This window comes from Fulvimarina thalattae (assembly GCF_040239565.1).
GTDB lineage: Bacteria > Pseudomonadota > Alphaproteobacteria > Rhizobiales > Rhizobiaceae > Fulvimarina.
In genome coordinates this window covers 376,907-395,820 of record NZ_JBEHWS010000001.1, presented here as the reverse complement: position 1 = coordinate 395,820, position 18,914 = coordinate 376,907, and the positions used below count along the sequence as shown (strand labels likewise).

General features: G+C 62.0%; 18 protein-coding genes. 7 read left to right on the top strand and 11 right to left on the bottom strand.

What is annotated here, in order from left to right:
- Positions 1-152: 152 nt before the first annotated feature.
- The 3 genes from dapD to ABRA89_RS01845 form a co-directional block, all read right to left on the bottom strand.
- On the bottom strand, positions 153-1,007 hold the full coding sequence (dapD, locus tag ABRA89_RS01855) for a 2,3,4,5-tetrahydropyridine-2,6-dicarboxylate N-succinyltransferase (protein WP_349939741.1): 855 nt from the start codon (positions 1,005-1,007) through the stop codon (positions 153-155).
- A 164-nt stretch (positions 1,008-1,171) separates the two neighbouring features.
- The gene (locus tag ABRA89_RS01850) at positions 1,172-2,551 is read right to left on the bottom strand and encodes a ChaN family lipoprotein (protein ID WP_349939740.1); all 1,380 of its coding nucleotides are present in this window, start codon (positions 2,549-2,551) and stop codon (positions 1,172-1,174) included.
- 134 nt (positions 2,552-2,685) lie between these two features.
- The gene (locus ABRA89_RS01845) at positions 2,686-3,912 is read right to left on the bottom strand and encodes a lytic murein transglycosylase (protein ID WP_349939739.1); all 1,227 of its coding nucleotides are present in this window, start codon (positions 3,910-3,912) and stop codon (positions 2,686-2,688) included.
- A 252-nt stretch (positions 3,913-4,164) separates the two neighbouring features.
- Here ABRA89_RS01845 and ABRA89_RS01840 point away from each other — a divergent pair, with 252 nt between their 5' ends.
- Positions 4,165-5,118 (top strand): formate/nitrite transporter family protein, encoded by a 954-nt coding sequence (locus ABRA89_RS01840; protein ID WP_349939738.1) that lies wholly within the window; start codon positions 4,165-4,167, stop codon positions 5,116-5,118.
- Between the two features lie 56 nt (positions 5,119-5,174).
- Here ABRA89_RS01840 and ABRA89_RS01835 read toward each other — a convergent pair whose 3' ends face one another.
- Positions 5,175-5,753: a hypothetical protein gene (locus tag ABRA89_RS01835; protein ID WP_349939737.1), complete on the bottom strand. Its 579-nt coding sequence runs from the start codon at positions 5,751-5,753 to the stop codon at positions 5,175-5,177.
- Positions 5,754-5,923: 170 nt separating this feature from the next.
- Here ABRA89_RS01835 and thrC point away from each other — a divergent pair, with 170 nt between their 5' ends.
- From thrC to ABRA89_RS01810, 5 genes are all read left to right on the top strand, one after another.
- A complete protein-coding gene (thrC, locus tag ABRA89_RS01830; protein ID WP_349939736.1) occupies positions 5,924-7,333 on the top strand; it encodes a threonine synthase in 1,410 nt (469 codons plus the stop codon).
- Positions 7,330-8,640 (top strand): M16 family metallopeptidase, encoded by a 1,311-nt coding sequence (locus tag ABRA89_RS01825; RefSeq protein WP_349939735.1) that lies wholly within the window; start codon positions 7,330-7,332, stop codon positions 8,638-8,640. The genes thrC and ABRA89_RS01825 overlap by 4 nt, the downstream gene beginning before the upstream one ends.
- Positions 8,641-8,649: 9 nt before the next feature.
- Entirely contained in the window at positions 8,650-9,252 is a 603-nt protein-coding gene (locus tag ABRA89_RS01820) for a GNAT family N-acetyltransferase (protein WP_349939734.1), read from the top strand.
- 101 nt (positions 9,253-9,353) lie between these two features.
- Positions 9,354-12,248 carry an EAL domain-containing protein gene (locus ABRA89_RS01815; RefSeq protein WP_349939971.1) on the top strand — a complete coding sequence of 965 codons (2,895 nt, stop codon included), beginning with the start codon at positions 9,354-9,356 and terminating at the stop codon, positions 12,246-12,248.
- A gap of 275 nt (positions 12,249-12,523) precedes the next feature.
- Entirely contained in the window at positions 12,524-12,832 is a 309-nt protein-coding gene (locus ABRA89_RS01810; RefSeq protein ID WP_349939733.1) for a hypothetical protein, read from the top strand.
- A gap of 83 nt (positions 12,833-12,915) precedes the next feature.
- Here the strand turns inward: ABRA89_RS01810 and ABRA89_RS01805 are convergent, their stop codons facing one another.
- Positions 12,916-13,518, bottom strand: a complete 603-nt coding sequence (locus ABRA89_RS01805; protein WP_349939732.1) for a YqgE/AlgH family protein — start codon at positions 13,516-13,518, stop codon at positions 12,916-12,918.
- Between the two features lie 197 nt (positions 13,519-13,715).
- Here ABRA89_RS01805 and ABRA89_RS01800 point away from each other — a divergent pair, with 197 nt between their 5' ends.
- Complete coding sequence (locus ABRA89_RS01800; RefSeq protein ID WP_349939731.1) at positions 13,716-14,516, top strand: protein-disulfide reductase DsbD domain-containing protein; 801 nt, start codon at positions 13,716-13,718, stop codon at positions 14,514-14,516.
- Between the two features lie 19 nt (positions 14,517-14,535).
- On the opposite strand, the gene rnhA is transcribed toward ABRA89_RS01800, so the two are convergent.
- The 6 genes from rnhA to ABRA89_RS01770 form a co-directional block, all read right to left on the bottom strand.
- Entirely contained in the window at positions 14,536-14,997 is a 462-nt protein-coding gene (gene rnhA / locus ABRA89_RS01795) for a ribonuclease HI (RefSeq protein WP_349939730.1), read from the bottom strand.
- Entirely contained in the window at positions 14,994-15,974 is a 981-nt protein-coding gene (locus ABRA89_RS01790) for a homoserine kinase (RefSeq protein ID WP_349939729.1), read from the bottom strand. Before ABRA89_RS01790 ends, rnhA begins: the two co-directional genes overlap by 4 nt.
- Positions 15,975-16,129: 155 nt before the next feature.
- Positions 16,130-16,504 (bottom strand): VOC family protein, encoded by a 375-nt coding sequence (locus ABRA89_RS01785; RefSeq protein ID WP_349939728.1) that lies wholly within the window; start codon positions 16,502-16,504, stop codon positions 16,130-16,132.
- 90 nt (positions 16,505-16,594) lie between these two features.
- Entirely contained in the window at positions 16,595-17,623 is a 1,029-nt protein-coding gene (ispH, locus tag ABRA89_RS01780) for a 4-hydroxy-3-methylbut-2-enyl diphosphate reductase (RefSeq protein WP_349939727.1), read from the bottom strand.
- 31 nt (positions 17,624-17,654) lie between these two features.
- Positions 17,655-18,455 (bottom strand): SURF1 family protein, encoded by an 801-nt coding sequence (locus ABRA89_RS01775; protein ID WP_349939726.1) that lies wholly within the window; start codon positions 18,453-18,455, stop codon positions 17,655-17,657.
- On the bottom strand, positions 18,452-18,862 hold the full coding sequence (locus tag ABRA89_RS01770; RefSeq protein WP_349939725.1) for a DUF983 domain-containing protein: 411 nt from the start codon (positions 18,860-18,862) through the stop codon (positions 18,452-18,454). The genes ABRA89_RS01775 and ABRA89_RS01770 overlap by 4 nt, the downstream gene beginning before the upstream one ends.
- Positions 18,863-18,914 lie beyond the last annotated feature (52 nt).

Genomic DNA, 18,914 nt, shown 5'->3' with positions numbered 1-18,914 from the left:
CTTGACAAAGCGTGATTGCGCCGGCGGGAGACCTTGTCTGTCAGAACAAGCACCACCGCGGCACCGAATTCTCGGGCCGAAGCCCGAGAATGACCATGGAACAGAGGGCCGGATTTCGTCCAGTTCCTCTGCGGTCGATCAGCGCGTCTTGATCAGTTCCGAAGCAGATCGTTGATCGAGGTTTTCGACCGGGTCTGCTCGTCGACGCGCTTGACGATGACGGCGCAGTAGAGGTTCGGCCCCGGCGCACCGTTTGCCATCGGCTTGCCCGGCATCGAGCCCGCGACCACCACCGAATAGGGCGGGATCTCGCCATAGCTCACTTCGCCGGTCGTCCGATCGACGATCTTGGTCGACTTGCCGATATAGACGCCCATGCCGAGCACAGAGCCCTCGCGCACGATGCAGCCTTCCACGACTTCCGAACGCGCGCCGATGAAGCAGCCGTCCTCGATGATCGTCGGACCGGCCTGAAGCGGCTCCAGAACGCCGCCGATGCCGACGCCGCCGGAGAGATGCACATTCTTGCCGATCTGCGCGCAGGAGCCGACCGTCGCCCAGCCGTCGACCATCGAACCCTCGTCCACATAGGCCCCGAGATTGACGAAGGACGGCATCAGGACGACGTCCTTGGCGATGAATGCGCCGCGCCGCACGATCGAGCCCGGCACCGCGCGGAAGCCGGCCTCGCGGAAGCGGTTTTCGCCCCATCCGGCGAACTTGGACGGCACCTTGTCCCACCAGACGGAACCGCCATTGCCACCTTCGATCACCTGCATGTCGTTGAGGCGGAAGGAGAGGAGCACGGCCTTCTTCAGCCACTGATGGACCGTCCACTGGCCGTCGCTGCCACGCGAAGCGACGCGGGCGGTGCCATTGTCGAGCATTTCCAGCGATGCCTCGACGGCCTCGCGCACCTCGCCGGTGGTCGATGTAGAGATCGAAGCGCGATCTTCGAATGCGGCTTCGATCGTCTTTTCGAGGGCGCTGTGATCCGTGGCGCTCATCGCGTCGTCCTTATCGTTTCAATATACGGAAAAGCGGACCAATGTCCGCTCGGAATCGGCGCGGACCCTAGTTCAAGCCAAAAGCCTAATCAATCGTGCCGGACGCCACAAAACGACCGATACCGAGCGGGCATATCAGATTTTGAAAAAGGAAAATGAAGGGCTCAGTTGGCCGCTTCGGTCTTCTCGCCGGCGCGCTTCATCATCATCGCTTCCAGTTCGGCGCAATGATCGGTGTCGTTCGCTTTCGGCGTGAAGATCGTGAAATCGAACGGTGCAGGCGTCTCGTTCGACATGCCGTAGTCGGAGACCTCGTCGGCATCGACGCCAGCGATCTCGACCATCTGGACGGCAACGGAGTCGGACTTGCCGGTAAGTCCTTCGATGACTGCGGGTACGCCCCGATCCTCGCGGGCATGGCCCGAACCGGCAATCAGCAGAGCCGAGCCGTTTTCGCCGGCCGCATCGATCATGGCGGCGGCCATCGCGCCGTCCCGCAGGCGCTGGGCAAGTTCCATGGGCTTCAGCGCCTCGTCCGGCAAAAGTCCGCAATGGGCAGCTTTCAGCTCGGCCAAAAGATCCTGTGCAAGAGCCGGCTCGACCGGCAGGTCGAGCCCCAGGCGCTCACGGTCTGCGGCCGGGATATTCTCACCTGCATCGGAGGAAAGATCTCGCACGGTTTCACGGTCGAGATTGCCCGCGACAATCGGCAGGTTGTTGTCGAGTGCCGCCTGGAACACCGGCGCGTAAATCGAGAAATCCGGCCAGCCGCGCTCGCTCCAGGAGAGTTTCTTGGCGATATCAGAGAGATCGACCTCGGTCGTATCGTCGATGTTTTCCAGAACATCGGAGAACGTCTCCGGGATCATCTCAAAGACGACCGCCGGAGTGCTGTCCTTGCTTGCCGCGTCGCGAATGATACCAGCCTGAAGCCGGTGATGATCCGGATTGTCATGAATTTCGCCGAGAAGGACATAGCGCGCGCCCTTCACAGCCTTCACCAGGCTTTCGGTGTCGCTGGGCGAGCCGTCGGAGGCTACGATCGAGCCCACCAGCGGGCTGTCGGCATAAATCGCCGAACGCCAGGTCCGGTCGTCCTCGTCGAAAAGCTTCGTAGCGAGCGAGCGTGGCGCTTCAGCCTCGGATACCGCTGTATCGGGCCTTTCGGATGCGACCGTTGTCAGCAAGGCTGAACCGGTCTCCCGATACGCGGTTGCAAGCTCGCTGTTTCCGAGAAGCTCGGGAGAGTTCAGCGCGACCCCCGGATTGCGCTCCGCAATCGACTGCAAAGCCTGAACAGCACCGGATGCGGTCCCGTCATCGCCACCGAAAGGAGTTGCGGTCGCAACGGAGATCGTCACGTCCCGGCCTTGTGCCTTGAAAGGAGAATTCAGCGTCGGTGCCGTGTCCGGAACAGAAAAGCCGTTATCGGCAGTCTGCATCGGCAGCTGGTCGATCAGGGCCGTAACCCGGTCGGCGAATGCGATACTCGACGCGCCGATGACGCTCACGGTGAGCGAGACGATCAGAACCCGGCGCTTCAAGAGAAATTCCCCACTGCATCCCCAATGCTTCAAATTCGCGCGCTCCCCAGCACGCGTTCACCATACATAACAGAAGATGTGGCGAAAATATTACAATCCCGTTCGCGGCGGTGAGACCCGTATTTTCCCATCGCTCATCGAAGGGCTTCGACCAGCCTGCGCGACGGCCAGCAGGTCTCAGGAAGACCGAGTTCGCTCTCGACCGCTCCAATGGACCGGCGCGTCTTGAAACCGGCCAGACCATCGACGCCGCCGACGTCGAAGCCTTTCGCCACAAGCTTTTCCTGAAGTTTCGCGATATCACCGCGCGTCAGTCTGTCAGACGCCTTCCACGCCTTTGAGAAAGCACCGGAGCCCATCATCCGGTCGGCGGCATGGCCGACGAAGAGGGCGTAGAGATCGGAATTGTTGTAGGCCTTGATCACGTAAAAGTTTGGCGTCGCAACGAACATCGGCCCCATCCGCCCCGCCGGCATCATGACATGGCCGGTCTCGCCGATCTCGTGATCCGGAAAAGTCCGGCCGGATACCCGCGAAACACCATCTTCGACATAGGCCGAAATCGGCCGACCCTGATCGGGACCTTCGGTGGTGCAGGACACCGCCATGGGAATATCCGCCTCGAAGCCCCAGTCGCGGCCGGTCTGCCAGCCATGTTCCTTCAGATAATTCGCGATCGAGGCCAGCGTGTCCGGCACCGAATTCCAGATGTCGCGCTTGCCGTCGCCATCGAAATCGACGGCATAGTTCAGAAACTTCGACGGCATGAACTGCGGCTGGCCGAGCGCGCCGGCCCAGGAGGAGCGCATTTCATCCACCGGCCTGTCGCCGTTCTCCGCGATTTCCAATGCGGCCAGAAGCTCGCCCCGGAACATCTCCTTGCGCCGGGAAAGCCAGGCCTTGGTGCCGAGCACCTCGAAGGCGTTATGCGGGATCTCGGCATTGCCGAACGCCGATTCACGGCCCCAGATCGCGATGATGATCGGTGCCGGAACACCGTAGCGCTTTTCGATCCGCGCGAGCACCTCCCCATGCCGACCCAGCAGTTCCCGGCCCGCGCGCACCATTCCAGCGACCGCGCGTTCGGACAGATAATCCGAGCCATCCTTGAATTCGGCCTGGAAGTTGATCTCCTCGACGGTTTCGCTGGAGCCCGGCAATTGCAGGTCAGGCAGTTCCAGGTTCGGCGAAACGCCTTGGAACGCCCGATCAAACGTTTCGCGTGACACGCCCCGAGCCTCGGCTTCAGGCCAGATTTCATCGTTCAGGAACTTGGCGAAGCCGGCATCCATGGATGGATTGGCAGCCGCAGGACCGAATGCCAGCAAGAAGGTGGCGAAGACTGTCAGCAGAAAGCGCATGAACCCGTCATATCCTGAAAAGCCGAGCGACTTGAACGAAGCCTGTCTAACGCGGAGAACTTGCCCAGAACGGGCGCGAATTGCTGCGGATCGGCCATCCGATCACACTGGCGTGCCTCACCGTTCATAGCGGCCATCCGCCACGAGGTGTCGAACATCACGCGTGAAGAACTAAGTGTCGACTGACACCGAAACCGCGCGGCCTTAGGCTGCAGGCGGTTTCGTACACTGTTTCACGAAAATGGCGAGTGAATGACCGAGAAGACCAACGACCCCGGAACGCCCGTCCGGGAAGATCGAGACCTCAACAAGGAGGCGATCCAGCAATTCGCGCGGGGCGGACAACGTCACGCCAGCGAGGTGACCGAACACCGGCTCGAGCATGAGGGCTCGTCGCTGACACAAGGCGAGTTGGAAGAGGTCGATCACCGCATGAAACTGCGCCCGCTCGCGGTCTACGAGATCGTGCGGCAGGAGGGCGAGGACGAGCTGACGCGCCCCTATCGATCGCTCTGGTGGTCAGGTCTCGCCGCGGGTCTTTCGATCGGCTTTTCCGTCTACACTCAGGCCGCCATGCGCGCCTACCTGCCGGAGGCGGATTGGACGCCGCTCTTGGAAAGCATCGGCTATTCCGTCGGCTTCCTGATCGTCATCCTCGGACGCCAGCAGCTTTTCACCGAGATTACGTTGACGGCCGTGCTCCCCCTGCTGGCACGACCGAAGCCGAGCGGTTTCTTCGCGGTCGCACGCCTCTGGTCCATTGTGCTTGTCGCGAATATGGTTGGAACGGCTGTCTTTGCGCTTGGCATTGCGGTGGACATCCTCGACACGCCGGAGATCGTCGCCGCCGCCATCGAGGTGTCGAGGGATGCGACGACGGGGACGTTCCATCACCTTCTTCTGCGCGGTATCGCTGCCGGCTGGCTGATGGCGACAGTCGTCTGGCTGATGCCATCGGCGAAAGGCTCGGGCTTCATCGTGATCGCGCTTCTGACCTCGCTGATCGCCCTCTTCCATCTCGCGCACGTGGTCGCTGGTTCCGTCGAGGCCTTCACGCTGGTCTTCATCGGCGAGCGGGGCCTGCTGGACACGTTGATCGGCTTCCATCTGCCGGCGCTGATCGGAAACGTCCTCGGCGGATCGGCCCTCTTCGCGCTGATCAGCTATGGACAGGTCGCGGACGAACTCGACGACAAAGGGAACTGAGGTCGGGTTTCCACCAAAGACAAAAAGAGCGCCCGAGAGCAGTCGGGCGCTCGGACTTACTCCGGCGGGCCTTCGTCGAAGCCGGTGAACACCTTGATGTTCTGCTCCTTCGGCTCGGCGAACACGATTCGATCGTCGGTAAAGGTGAAGTTCTGAGCATCGCCTCCGGCGGTCGCCGTCGTCGGAACCCGCCCGAGTTCGGAATAAATCACATCGTCACCGCGCAAAACGGCAATCCGCAGCGGAAGCTGCACGGCACCGGGCGCAGCCGGCCCCGGCGCAATGCGTCCGCCGACATCTACCTTCATGCGCAGCTGCCCGTCGACGATCCGGCAGGTGCTCTGCGCGCCGATGATATTGGCACTAAAGGCAAGTTCGCTGCCTTCGTCCTTGTCGAGGACACCCGTACCCTGTCGAACCTCGACGGCAGGGCAATAGGACGCGGGGGTGCCTAGGGAAGCAAAGCCGGTCGGCTGATTTGCCGGAACCGGCGGCGTGCCGACGCTCGCAGCCGTCTCCTCCAGCCCTGCGCCGGTATTTGCCGAAGAGCAGGCGGCCAGCACTACGCTCGTCAAGACTGCGGCAAGCGACAGATGGGAGCGACGGAGCGTGAGGGGCGGCTTACTCTGGATCATCGATCGGTTCTTCCCTTTCCCTTGGCCGAAGGTCTATATCAGGCCGTAATGCCGGATGCGACCTGCCGGCAACTGAAGAGAATCAAGGCTTTTACGCCGCAAGATGACAATGCCAAGGCAGACCGCGCTTTAAAAGAAGCGATCGAAAGACGCCGGCACTGGGAGACAACGTGGATTACGTAAGCACACGGGGGGAGGCACCCCGCCTCGGATTCGCCGATACGCTGCTGGCGGGGCTTGCCAGCGACGGCGGGCTCTATGTCCCGAATGCCTGGCCGCAGTTGACGCAGGAGACGATCCGCTCATTTCGCGGCAGGCCGTATAGCGAAATCGCCTATGAAGTGATGGCACCCTTCGTTGGGGAAGACATCGCAGCCGACGATTTGAAGCGCATGATCGACGAGGCCTATGCGACCTTCCCGCATCCGGCGGTCGCCCCGCTCGTGCAGATCGGCGCGAATCACTTCCTGCTCGAACTTTTCCATGGCCCGACGCTCGCCTTCAAGGACGTCGCGATGCAGCTCATCGCGCGGCTGATGGACCATGTTCTGGCCGAACGCGGCCAGCGCGCGACCATCGTAGGCGCCACCTCTGGCGATACCGGCGGCGCGGCGATCGCGGCCTTCGCGGGCAGTGAACGCGCCGATATCTTCATTCTCTTCCCGAACGGCCGGGTTTCGCCCGTTCAGCAGCGTCAGATGACGACAAGCGACGCCGCGAACGTCCACGCCGTCTCGGTCGACGGCACCTTCGACGACTGCCAGGCGCTCGTGAAGGCAATGTTCAACGACAAGCGCTTCCGCGACGATGTCGGCTTGTCGGGCGTCAACTCGATCAACTGGGGCCGGATCATGGCCCAGATCGTCTACTACTTCACCGCGGCAGCCTCGCTCGGTGCGCCGGACCGGCCGGTCTCTTTCACGGTGCCGACCGGCAATTTCGGCGACATCTTCGCCGGCTTCGCGGCAAAACGCATGGGCCTGCCGATCGACCGGCTGATCGTCGCGACCAACGCCAACGACATCCTCGACCGCACGCTCAAGAGCGGCCGCTACGAAACCGACGGCGTCGAAGCGACCATGTCGCCCTCGATGGATATCCAGGTCTCTTCGAACTTCGAACGACTGATCTTCGAGGCGAGCGGTCGCGACGCCGATCTCGTGCGCGGCCTGATGCAGCAGCTGGCGCAGTCCGGCGCCTTCACTCTGCCGAATGCGGTGATCGAGACGATCCGCAACGAGTTCGACGCCGGGCGCAGCGGCGAGGTCGAAACAGCCAACACAATCAAGACGGTTCTGACCCACCAGGCCTATCTCCTCGACCCGCACACCGCCGTTGCCGTCAACGTTGCGGATGGTCTGATTGGCGAAGCCCCGATGGTGACGCTTTCGACGGCCCATCCCGCGAAGTTCCCGGATGCCGTCGAGAAAGCCTGCGGCAAGGCCCCGCAGCTGCCGCCGAGCCATGCGGGCCTCATGCAGAAGCGGGAACGCTTCGACACGATCGCCAACGATCTCGATGAGCTGCAAGACTTCATCCGGCAGCGCTCGCGCGCCGGCAACGGCGCGGAGGTCGCATGACCCAGCGGATCACGCGGCTCGACAACGGCCTGACCGTCGTCACCGACAAGATGGACAATCTCGAAAGCGCCGCGCTGGGATTCTGGGTAAAGGCCGGCGCCCGCGACGAGAACGAAGGCGAGCACGGCATCGCCCATCTGCTCGAACACATGGCGTTCAAGGGCACGGCTCGCCGGAGCGCGCGAGACATCGCCGAGGAAATCGAGAATGTCGGCGGTGAGCTCAACGCCGGCACCAGCGTCGAGTCGACCTCCTATTACGCCCGCGTCCTCAAAGACGACGTTCCGCTGGCGCTCGACATCCTCTCGGACATCCTGCTGAACTCGCGCTTTGATCCGGTCGAACTCGAACGCGAGCAGCATGTGATTCTGCAGGAGATCGGTGCCGCCGAGGATACCCCTGACGACATCGTCTTCGACCATTTCCAGGAGACCGCCTTTTCCGGCCAGATCGTGGGCCGTCCGATCCTCGGCACACGCGAAAGCGTCCGCAGCTTCTCACCCGACGATCTGCGTACCTATCTCGACCGCCAGTACGGGCCGGATCGGCTCATCGTCTCGGCGGCGGGTGCCGTCGATCACGATGCGATCGTCGCCCAGGTCTCCGGCCTCTTCGAGCACCGCAAGAGCCCCATCCTCGAACCGGCCAACGTCCAGCGCGGCGCGGCGCGCTATACCGGCGGAGAGTATCGTGAAAGCCGCGATCTCGCCGATGCCCAGCTTCTGATCGGATTCGAGGGCCGGCCCTATTACAAACGGGACTTCTACGCCTCGCAGGTTCTCTCCATGGTTCTCGGTGGCGGCATGTCCTCCCGTCTCTTCCAGGAAATTCGCGAGCGGCGCGGCCTCTGCTATTCGATCTACGCCTTCCACTGGAGCTTTTCCGATTCCGGTCTCTTCGGCATCCACGCCGCCACCGGCGAGGACGAGCTCCAGGAACTGGGCGAAACCATTGTCGAGGAACTCGCCAAGGCGAGCGATGATATCACCGCGATCGAGGTCGACCGGGCGCGCGCTCAGATGCGCTCTAGCTTGATGATGGGACAGGAAAGCCCTGCCGTGCGGGCCGGCCAGATGGCACGCCAGCTGATGTTCAACGGCGCGATCATCTCGACCGAGGAACTGTTCGACAGGCTCGCGGCCATCGACGCGGCACGTCTCAAGGATGTCGCCGGTCGTCTCTTCCTCGACAGTCAGCCGACGCTTGCCGCGATCGGCAAGCTCGACCGTCTCGCCTCCGCCGAAGCTCTCGCCGTGCCGCTGAAAACGGGCTCGGCCCGCCATCAAGGCATCGCGGGCATGGCCTGACGCGCTCCCATGCACCTGCTCGATGCCATCTTGAGACCGCAATGCCCGGTCTTGAGGGGCGATCGGGTGCTCTTGAGGCTTCCTAGGCGAAGCGACTACAGCAAATGGGCGGCACTTCGTGCGGAAAGCGCCTCCTTTCTTCGGCCCTGGGAACCCGAATGGAGCCGGGACGAACTTTCCGTCCACGCATTCCGCGCAAGGCTCAGGCGCTATTACGGTGAGGCCCATTCCCATAACAGTTTCACCTTCTTCATTTTCGATGAAAATGAAAAACGCCTGATGGGTGGACTGACGCTCGGCCATATCCGAAGGGGCGTGGCACAGGCCGCGACGCTCGGATACTGGATGGGTGAACGATATGCGGGCCAAGGCCTTATGCGCGAAGCGGTGAGGGAGGTCACCCGATTCGGCTTCGACATGGAATACCTCCACCGGGTCGAGGCGGCCTGTCTTCCGACCAACGAGCGATCCATCGGTCTCTTGACGCGGTGTGGCTTCACCTACGAAGGTCGGCTCCGGCGCTATCTCAAGATCGCCGGAGAATGGGAAGATCATTGCCTCTATTCGCTGCTTGCCGAAGAATGGCCGCGATCGGGCGCGATGGACGGATGAAGAGAGCGCGAGTTGGGAGTACAGAGTACGTCGTGTCGCTTTCACGAGCCCCATTCATGACCGACGGTGATCACCGGCGGCGGCTTCTGTCGCGCGCCGGCATGGCTCTTCGCGCGTGGCTCGGCGGCTGCCTCATTCTTTTCGCGGCGCTCGCAAGCCTTGCCGCCCTCACCCAGCCCGCCCGCGCGCTCGACGTCGTGGCCGTCTCGCCGAACGAGAGCGTCATCGACCTTCGCCCCGCGATGGAAATCTATCGCAATGCCGGGCGCAGCTTTCAGGTGTCAGCCGTTCCCGGCCCGGAAGGCATCGTGCGTCGCATCGAGATCGATGCGACGACACCGGAAGCGAACGGCGACTGGGCGGTGTTCGCGCTCACTAACGAGAGCGACGAGCAGATCGACCGGCTCATCGTCGCCCCGCATTTCACGCTTGCGGGCTCGGGCGTCCTTAACCCCGATCTCGGATCGCAGCGCGTCGCGGCGATCACGCCCAGCCAGGGCTTCGCGCTGGAACGGCAGATCTCAAGCGAGGCCGACGAGTTTCTCGTCACGCTCGATCCGGGCGCCATCGTTACCTTCGTCGCGGAACTCACCGCGGACCGCCTGCCCGACGTCCGTCTCTGGGAACCCGGCACCTATCGCGAGAACGTCAACGCCTTCACGCTCTATCGCGGCATCGTCCTCGGCATCGCCGGCCTTCTCGCCGTCTTCCTGACGATCCTCTTCGTTGTGAAGGGCTCGGCGATGTTCCCGGCTGCTGCCGCCCTCTCCTGGTCGGTGCTCGCCTATATCTGCATCGACTTTCAGTTCTGGGAAAAGCTGATGCCCTTCGCGCCGGGTCAGGAGCCCATATGGCGCGCCGGCGTGGAGGTGGCATTCCTCTTCACGCTGATCCTCTTCCTGTTTGCCTATCTCAGCCTCAACCGCTGGCACGGCTATCTGACCATCGGCTCCGGCGTCGTGCTCGCCGCCGTCGGCGCGATCGGCGCCTATACACTGGTGGATCCGGTTTCGGCCGCCGGCATCACGCGCGTCAGCCTTGCGATCACCGCCGCGCTCGGCCTCGCCGCGATCATCACCCTCAGCATCCAGCGCTTCGACCGCGCGGTCATGCTGCTGCCCACCTGGCTCCTGCTCATCGTCTGGATTTGGGCTGCGTGGATGACCGTGACGGGCGCCATTTCGAACGACATCATCCAGCCGGCGCTCGGCGGCAGCCTCGTCCTGATCGTGCTCCTGATCGGCTTCACCGTGATGCAGCACGGCTTTGCCGGCGGCACGCTCGCGCAAGGCCTCGTTTCCGATCTCGAGCGCCGGTCCCTCGCCCTCGCCGGTTCCGGCGATGCAGTCTTCGATTGGGATGTGATCCGCGACCGCATCTTCATCGACTCCGAGGGCGATATGCTCTCCGCCCTCCCTGTCGACGCCATGAACGGCCCGGCGCGCAACTGGCTCCCGGTCCTCCACCCGGACGACCGCGACCGTTTCAAGCTGACCCTCGACACCATCCTCGAACATCGGCGCGGCCGCATGCATCAGGATTTTCGCGTGCGTGACGGCGACGGCCACTATCACTGGCTGGCATTGCGCGCCCGCCCGATGCTCGGCACCGATGGCGAAGTGATGCGCTGCGTCGGCACCTTGAAGGACATCACCTCGGCGAAGAAGGCCGAGGATCGCCTCTTGCAGGACGCCCTCGTCGACCAGCTCACGGGTCTGCCGAACCGCGAAGTCTTCATGGACCGGCTGGAGGCGATCAATTGCCTCGCCGCCCATAACGATGATATTTCGCCGACGGTCTTCGTCATCGACATCGACCGCTTCAAGCAGGTCAACGACGATTATGGCCTCGCAACCGGCGATACGATCCTTCTTACGATCGGCCGTCGCCTCAAGCGTACGCTCAAACCGCAGGACACGCTCGCCCGCCTTTCCGGCGACCAGTTCGGCGCGATCCTCGTCTCCGAAACCAGTTCGGACGCAGTCGCAAGCTTCGCCGAGTATATGCGCGAGGCGATCCGTGCGCCGATCGCCTTTGCCGAGCGTGACATCGTCCTCACCGCCTCGATCGGCCTTACGGGCTGGTCTACCGACCAGACTCCCCCCGAAGCGCTTACCGAAGCCGATCTTGCGATGCATCAGGCTAAACGCATGGGCGGCGACCGGATCGAGCCATTCCGTCCTGCCTACAAGGCGATCGGCTCCAACCGCCTCGCCCTCGAAACGGACCTGCGCCGCGCCTTCGAGCGGCATGAACTGGCACTTGCATTCCAGCCCATCGTTGCGCTTGAGGATGAGTCGATTGCCGGCTTCGAGGCCCTGTTGCGCTGGGACCACCCACGCCGCGGCAAGATTTCGCCGGCCGAATTCGTGCCGCTCGCCGAGCGCTCGGGCCTCATCGTCCAGCTTGGCCAGTTCGCGCTGGAGGAGGCCGCCAAGCGCCTCAGCGACTGGCATCGCGCGACCGGCAATCAGAAGCTCTTCATGTCGGTGAACGTCTCCAGCCGGCAGCTGATCACCCAGGATCTCATTGCCGACGTCGACACCGTTCTCCAGCGCTACCGTCTGCCGGCTTCGGCGCTGAAGCTGGAACTGACCGAGTCGCTCGTGATGGACAATCCGGAGCGCTCCGCCCAGCTTCTGGAGCGCATCGTCGAGCGCGGCGTCGGCCTGTCACTCGACGATTTCGGCACGGGCTATTCCTCGCTCGCCTATCTGATGCGCTTCCCGTTCGACACGCTGAAGATCGACCAGTCTTTCCTGAAGCACAATTCCCAGCCGCAGCGCCCGGTGATCCTGAAAAGCATCGTCACCATGGCCCACGATCTCGGCCTCAAGATCGTCGCGGAAGGCGTCGAGACGGAAGCCGATGTCACGACCCTCCGCCAGATGAAGTGCGAATACGCCCAGAGCTTCCTCTACGCCAAGCCGCTCAGCCAGGAGGAAGCGCGGCGGATGCTGGTGAGCAAGGAACCGGGGCTGCGACGCACGGCGTGAGACTACTTCGAAGTGATTTTCCGCCATCGGACAAAATCTGCGTTCACTATTCGAGCAGTGGCTTTTTAGCGTAAAGAGTCAGAACGAAGCGAAGAGTCTAGTCTGAGATAGCCTCTTCAGTAGCGGAGCAAACTGTATAAAGATCCAACAGTTACTCCAGCCACGCACAATAACAGAACTGCGCTTCGGCCTGACAAAATATCCGTACGCGCACGGGCTATTGTCTTGCCATAACGGCTTCTTATAGATTTAAAGTAGTAAATACGAAGAACTCTGTGATCTCGCGCAAAACCACACTCGCTCTTCTTGCAATTTCCATTGCCGCGTTCTTCGCAACGATATTAATCGGCTTGGCTGTAAAACATGATGGAACAAGCGGATTTTATTACAATGCATTAATGGTTACGGCTTATGCCAGCATCGCGTGCAGCTGGTATGCGGTGACTGTAATTTTATTTTCGGTAACTTTGATTAAGAGAACTAACAAGAATGCGAAGATTAGGCGGGCTATACGCGACTACCCTGTCTCGCTGTATTTTATTTGGCGAGAAGTGATCGAAGACATAAATGCCAAAGGCGGCTAAAACTACGTTTACCGAGGGTCGGTCGCTCATCAGGCTGAATGCCGCAATACGTTCGAGACCATCCTCGTCCACTAAATCGCTCCTCAAGCGTGCCCCGCCTCCGCGTTGAGAAACGCCTGCTGTATCCCGAGCAGCGCCAGCGCCTGGTCGTATTTGTCTTCGAGCGCATTGGAAAAGATGATCGAGAGATCGGCCTTGCAGGTAAGCCAGCCGTTCTGGGCGATCTCCTCCTCCAACTGGCCCGGCGCCCAGCCGGAATAGCCGAGAGCCATGATCGCGGTCTTCGGACCGAAGCCCTGCGATATCGCCCGCAGGATATCCGTCGTCGGCGTCAGTGCGATCTCGTGATCGACGGTGACGGTGGATTCGGAATCGTAATCGGCGGAATGGAGCACGAAGCCCCGGCTCTGCTCCACCGGACCGCCCCGGCAGACCGACACTTCCGCACCATCCACCGGACGCCGGATGTCGTCCTCGCTCTCGACGATGCCAAGCTGGGTCAGGAGTTCGGAAAAACTCGTCGGCTGCGGCTTGTTGATGATGAAGCCCATCGCCCCGCTGGATGAATGGGCGCACAGATAGATCACCGTGCGCTCGAAGGGCTCGCCTTCGATGCCGGGCATGGCAATCAGAAAATGCCCTTCCAGCGACGTCGTCGTTTCGTCAGCCACCTCGTCGATACGCACGGGTCGACCTCCATACAAATGTGAGCGAACCTTAAGGTGACACCGAACGCAGTGGATTGCCAGCCTGCAAAAGCCTTGTAATTGATGGAACATGGGCGGTGCGGCACACGAAGACATGAATGGCCGGTGCCGCACGACCTGTGCGAATGTCCGCGTCCGAAGGGGTTCATTTCCCCTCCAGCGAAAGGCGACCCGATATGAAGCGAAGCTTCGCGACCTTTGCCCGCATCCCGCTCACCGCTGCGTTCACCGCTCTTTTCACCATGGCCGGCACGGCATTGGCGGTAGAACCCGCGCCCGGAAACGTCGTCGAGAACGATTTTGCGACGCTCACCCTCGTCGCCGAACCTCCGGCCGCCCACGGCATCGTGCGCGGTGCACTGAAGATCGATCTCAAGCCCGGCTGGAAGACCTACTGGCTCGATCCCGGTCCCTCCGGCATTCCCCCGCAGATCGACTTTTCCCGCACTGAGGGGATCGGCAAGGCCGCAGTCTTAGCCCCGCTTCCGCAGCGGTTTGGGGAGGACCTTGCCCGCGCCAACGGCTACAAGCACGATCTCGCCCTACCCTTCCTGCTGACGCCCGGCGAAGGAGAAACGATCGATGGTGCGATCATTGCTGATGTCTTTCTGGGCGTCTGCGAGGCGATCTGCGTGCCGGTTCAGGCGGAGCTTTCCGTAAGCCCCGATGGGGCGGCAGCGGTCGAGACCGCGTTCGACGGGCTCCCACAGACACTCGATGCCAGCGACGTGACGGCCTCGATCGACGGCGATGCGCTGGAACTCGGGCTTCGCACCAACGCCTCGGTGAGCGATGCCTTCGTTCTCGGCCCGGAGGGTTGGTATTTCGGTGAAGCGGAAGTTTCGGCGCGCGACGACGAGCAGACGACATTTCGCATCCCGATCGACGAGCGGCCGAAAGACGCTGCAAACCCGGTGCTGATGGCTGTCTTCGACGATGGCGACAGGGGCCTGACGACGGTAATCCAGCCCGAATAAGGCGCGCTTGGTCGGCGCGCTAAGCCGACCGCGCCTTCTTCTTGAACGGTTCCATCCCGTCATTCGCGAGCTGGTCCGCCCGCTCGTTGCCTTCGTGGCCTGCATGGCCCTTCACCCAGTGAAAGGTCACGTCGTGGCGGGCACGTTCCTCATCGAGGCGTTGCCAGAGTTCGGCATTCTTCACCGGCTTCTTGTCGGCGGTCTTCCAGCCGTTCTTCTTCCAGCCGTGGATCCACTTCATGATGCCGTCGCGCATATAGGAGGAATCCGAGTGCAGATCGACGGCGCAGGGGCGCTTCAGGGCCGACAGCGCCTCGATGGCGGCCAGAAGCTCCATCCGGTTGTTGGTCGTGTTCGCCTCGCCGCCCTTGAGCTCCTTCGAATGCTCGCCGAAGCGCAGGAGAACTCCCCAGCCGCCGGGGCCCGGATTGCCCGAGCAGGCGCCGTCCGTGTAGATCTCGACCCTGTTCTCAGCGCTCAATTGAAGTCCTCCACCGGCTGGTATCCGTATTCGCCGGCACTATCGACGCTGCGATGAAAGCGCAGCTTCTTCAGATATTCGAGCGGGTCCTTCTTCACCACATAGCTGCCGTCCGGCACGGTCAGCCAGTCGTAAAGCCGCGTCAGCAGAAAGCGCATGGCGGCACCGCGACAGAGGATCGGCAGAGCGGCGACTTCCGCTTCCTCCAGCGGGCGCACCGCCTGATAGCCGTTCAGTAGCGCCGCGCCCTTTGTCAGGTTGAAGCTTCCATCCGTCTCGAAGCACCAGGCGCAGAGCGTGATGGCAATGTCGTAGGCCAGCAGTTCATTGCAGGCGAAGTAGAAGTCGATGATGCCGGAGAGATTGCCGCCGAGAAAGAAGACGTTGTCGGTAAAGAGATCGGCGTGGATGACGCCTGACGGCAGATCGCTCGGCCACTGCGCTTCGAGCGTATCGAGTTCCCCCTCGATCTCCTGGCTGAGACCTGCCTCGACCTCATCCACCCGGTCCGGGCAGGATGCGAAAAGCGGCCGCCAGGCCTGCATCGAAAGTCCGTTCACCCGCGTCATCGGAAAGCTCGCGCCGATGGCATGCAGCCGCGCCATGGCGGAGCCGACGGCTCGGCAATGGGCGGGCGTCGGCCTCCGTGCCCCCATGCCCTCCAGAAAGGTGAAGATCGCGCCGGGCCGCCCGGCAAGCTCGCCCAGCGTTTTGCCGTCACGCTTTCGGACCGGCAAAGGACAGGAGAGCCCATGCTGGGCGAGATGCTCCATCAGCCCAAGAAAGAACGGCAGATCGTTCTTCTCGACCCGCTTTTCGTAAAGGGTAAGGATGAAGGTACCGCCCGTCGTGCGCAGGAGAAAATTCGAATTCTCAACGCCCTCGGCGATCCCCTTATAGCTCAGCACCTGGCCGAGATCGTAATCGCCGAGAAAGGTCGAAAGTTCGGCCTCGCCGACATCGGTATAGACGGCCAAGATTTCACCCCGGGCTCACATTCGTTTCGCTCGCGCAGCACGAGCGAAGTTTCGCGTTCATCTGCACCGAGGACGCTTTGCATCGCAAGATGAAAACTCACCACCGAACACGGGAACGCATTGGGTATGACGCACTATTTTTTCGTTCCGAACAGTCAAACTGGCTCGATAAACGCGCAATAGGAGCCGCTCGCTGCCTGTAGCACCGCGATGGTGCCTACATTCGGCACCACGAATGGCTCGCGTGTGATCACCCCGCCTTTTTCCCGGACCAGCGCTAAGCGCTTTTCGATGTCATCGACCGCGATATGCGTGAACCAGTGTTCCGGAATGCCGTCGAACATCGGATGACGCATGTGAAAGATGCCGCCGACGCGCTGCCCGCCCGAGAGGATGATGTAGTAGTTCGTGTCTTCGTCGAACGGTACTGTTTCGAACGTCCAGTCGAGTGTCGCACCGTAGAACGCCATTGCGGCTTGCGGGTCATGCGTATTCAGCTCGTTCCAGTGAACCTGCCCATGACCAGCCATGAGACTTTCTCCCGTCGATCAGCACCGACAACGAGAATAGCGGTTGCAGCACCGAGTCGTAAGTCTGCCGGTTTTCACCTGTCGAAGCCGTCAGGCGGCGCCGTTCACGAAAGCCATGTCGGCGTCGGTCAGGGGAATGTCGCGGATCGAGCGCATCACCGGGAAGAGTTCGTTCTCCTCGGCCGTCTGCACGATTTCGAGGTTCACCTCGAACTCTTCACGCGCCTTGGCAATGATCTCATCGACCAGAATGTCAGGCGCGGACGCCCCGGCGGACAACGCGAGAGTGGAGCCGGATTTCAGCTGATCCCAAGGGATATCGCGCTCGCTCTCGACAAGCATCGCATCCTTCGAGCCGAACCGCTTGGCAACTTCGACGAGGCGTTTGGAATTGGATGAATTCGGCGCCCCGACGACGACGAAGAGATCGGTATCGACCGCCGCGGCCTTCACCGCATCCTGCCGGTTCGTCGTCGCATAGCAGATCGATTCCGAGGAAGGCGCCTGCATATCGGGGAACTTGGCCTGAAGTGCCTTCACGACACCCGCCGTATCGTCCACCGAAAGCGTCGTCTGGGTGATGAAGCCGAGGGCAGACGGGTCCGCCGGCTCGAAGGCTGCGACATCCTCCTCCGTCTCGATCAGCGTCACGGTGCCTTCGGGCAGTTGGCCGAGCGTCCCGACCACCTCCGGATGTCCGGCATGGCCGATCAGCAGCACGTGGCGCCCGTGCTTCACATGCCGGAGGCCCTGTTTGTGCACCTTGGAGACGAGTGGGCAGGTCGCGTCGAGATAGAACATGTCGCGCGCTTCCGCCCGCGCAGGCACGGACTTCGGCACCCCATGTGCGGAAAAGACGACCGGCTGGCCGTCGTCCGGCACCTCGGTCAGTTCCTTTACGAAGACAGCGCCCATGTCGCGCAGGCCGTCGACGACATATTTGTTGTGCACGATTTCGTGCCGGACATAGACCGGCGCACCGTATTTCTTGAGCGCGAGCACCACGATCTGGATCGCCCGGTCGACGCCGGCGCAGAAGCCCCGCGGCTCACAGAGTTTCAGCGTGAGCGCGCGTTTGGTCGCGGCGGCAGTCGGCGAAGGCATATCGAGTACGGTCATGGTGCGAATGAAGGCATGCGCCCCTTCCCTGTCAAGCGCCCCGCGAAGCTTGGCCGCGCCGCGCCCGCACCTGCCGGACGACAAGAATGCCGGTCATCACGATGAGCACGACGCCGATGCCGTACCAGGTGAAGGCATATTGCAGGTGATTGTTGGGAATTGTCACGATCGTCTGTCCACCGATCGGCAACGCATCGGAATTCGGATTGCGTTTTGCATCTACGAAGAATGGCACAAGATCGACGCCTGCATCGGTTGCCAGACCAGAGGACATCGCCCCAAGATCGCGCCAGAAGAAAGTGTCTTCTTCGGGATCGTTTTCCGGCACGAAATAGCCCGGTTTTTCCTCCGGCGCATTGCGTGCGATCCCCTCGACCGTCACCTCACCATTGGCCTCGCTGCCCGGCCGCGTTTCCGGTTCACGCTGCTCGTAGGGCACGAAACCGCGATTGACGATGACGAGCTTGTCGTCGGCGGTCAGCAGCGGCGTGTAGACATTCCAGCCGGTCTGTCCATCGAAGGTCGTAAAGAAATAGCGCTCGCCGCCCTCCAGAAACCGTCCGGTCAATGTCACCGGCTGGTAGTCGACGTCGGCAGTCTCCTGGAACTCGGCAATCGCAGCGTCGAGCGAGATCGGGTCCGAGTCGATCCGCCCATCGATTCTTTCGATCAACGATTCCTTCCAGAAGAGACGCTCGACCTGCCATGTGCCGAGCCCCATGAGGATCGCGATCCCAAGAACGCAAAGCGAGAGAGCGATGGTGAACTTCGTCCGCCCCATCGGCTCCGGATTGGCAGGAAGGACCGCCTCCCCAGCGTTGGGCGCGCTCATGCGCTTCCGTCCGGTCCCGATTCCGAGCGGCTTTCGCCTTCGAGACGTCCCTCGCGGGCCTTGTTCGCATAGGTCAGCGTGATCATCACGCCCTTCAGCATCCTCAGGAGCGGCAGCGCGAGGATAACCGTGAGCGGCACCCAGAGAACGAAATGGAGGATGAGCGGCGGATCGTAGGCGACCTCCAGCCAGAGGGCGAGGCCGCAGACGATAAATCCGATGATCAGGATCACGAACACCGCCGGGCCATCGCCGGAATCGGCGAAGTGGAAGTCGAGCCCGCATTCGTCGCATTTCTTTGCGGGCGTCAGAAAGCCTGAGAACAGCCGCCCCTCGCCACAACGCGGACAGCGTCCCTTGAGCCCTGTCGGGATCGGTTCGGGTTCGTTGCCCGCAGACTGGCTCATGGGTTCAGGCCCTTTTCATGTAACCGAAACGAAGGAGGGCGGGCCTTGCGGC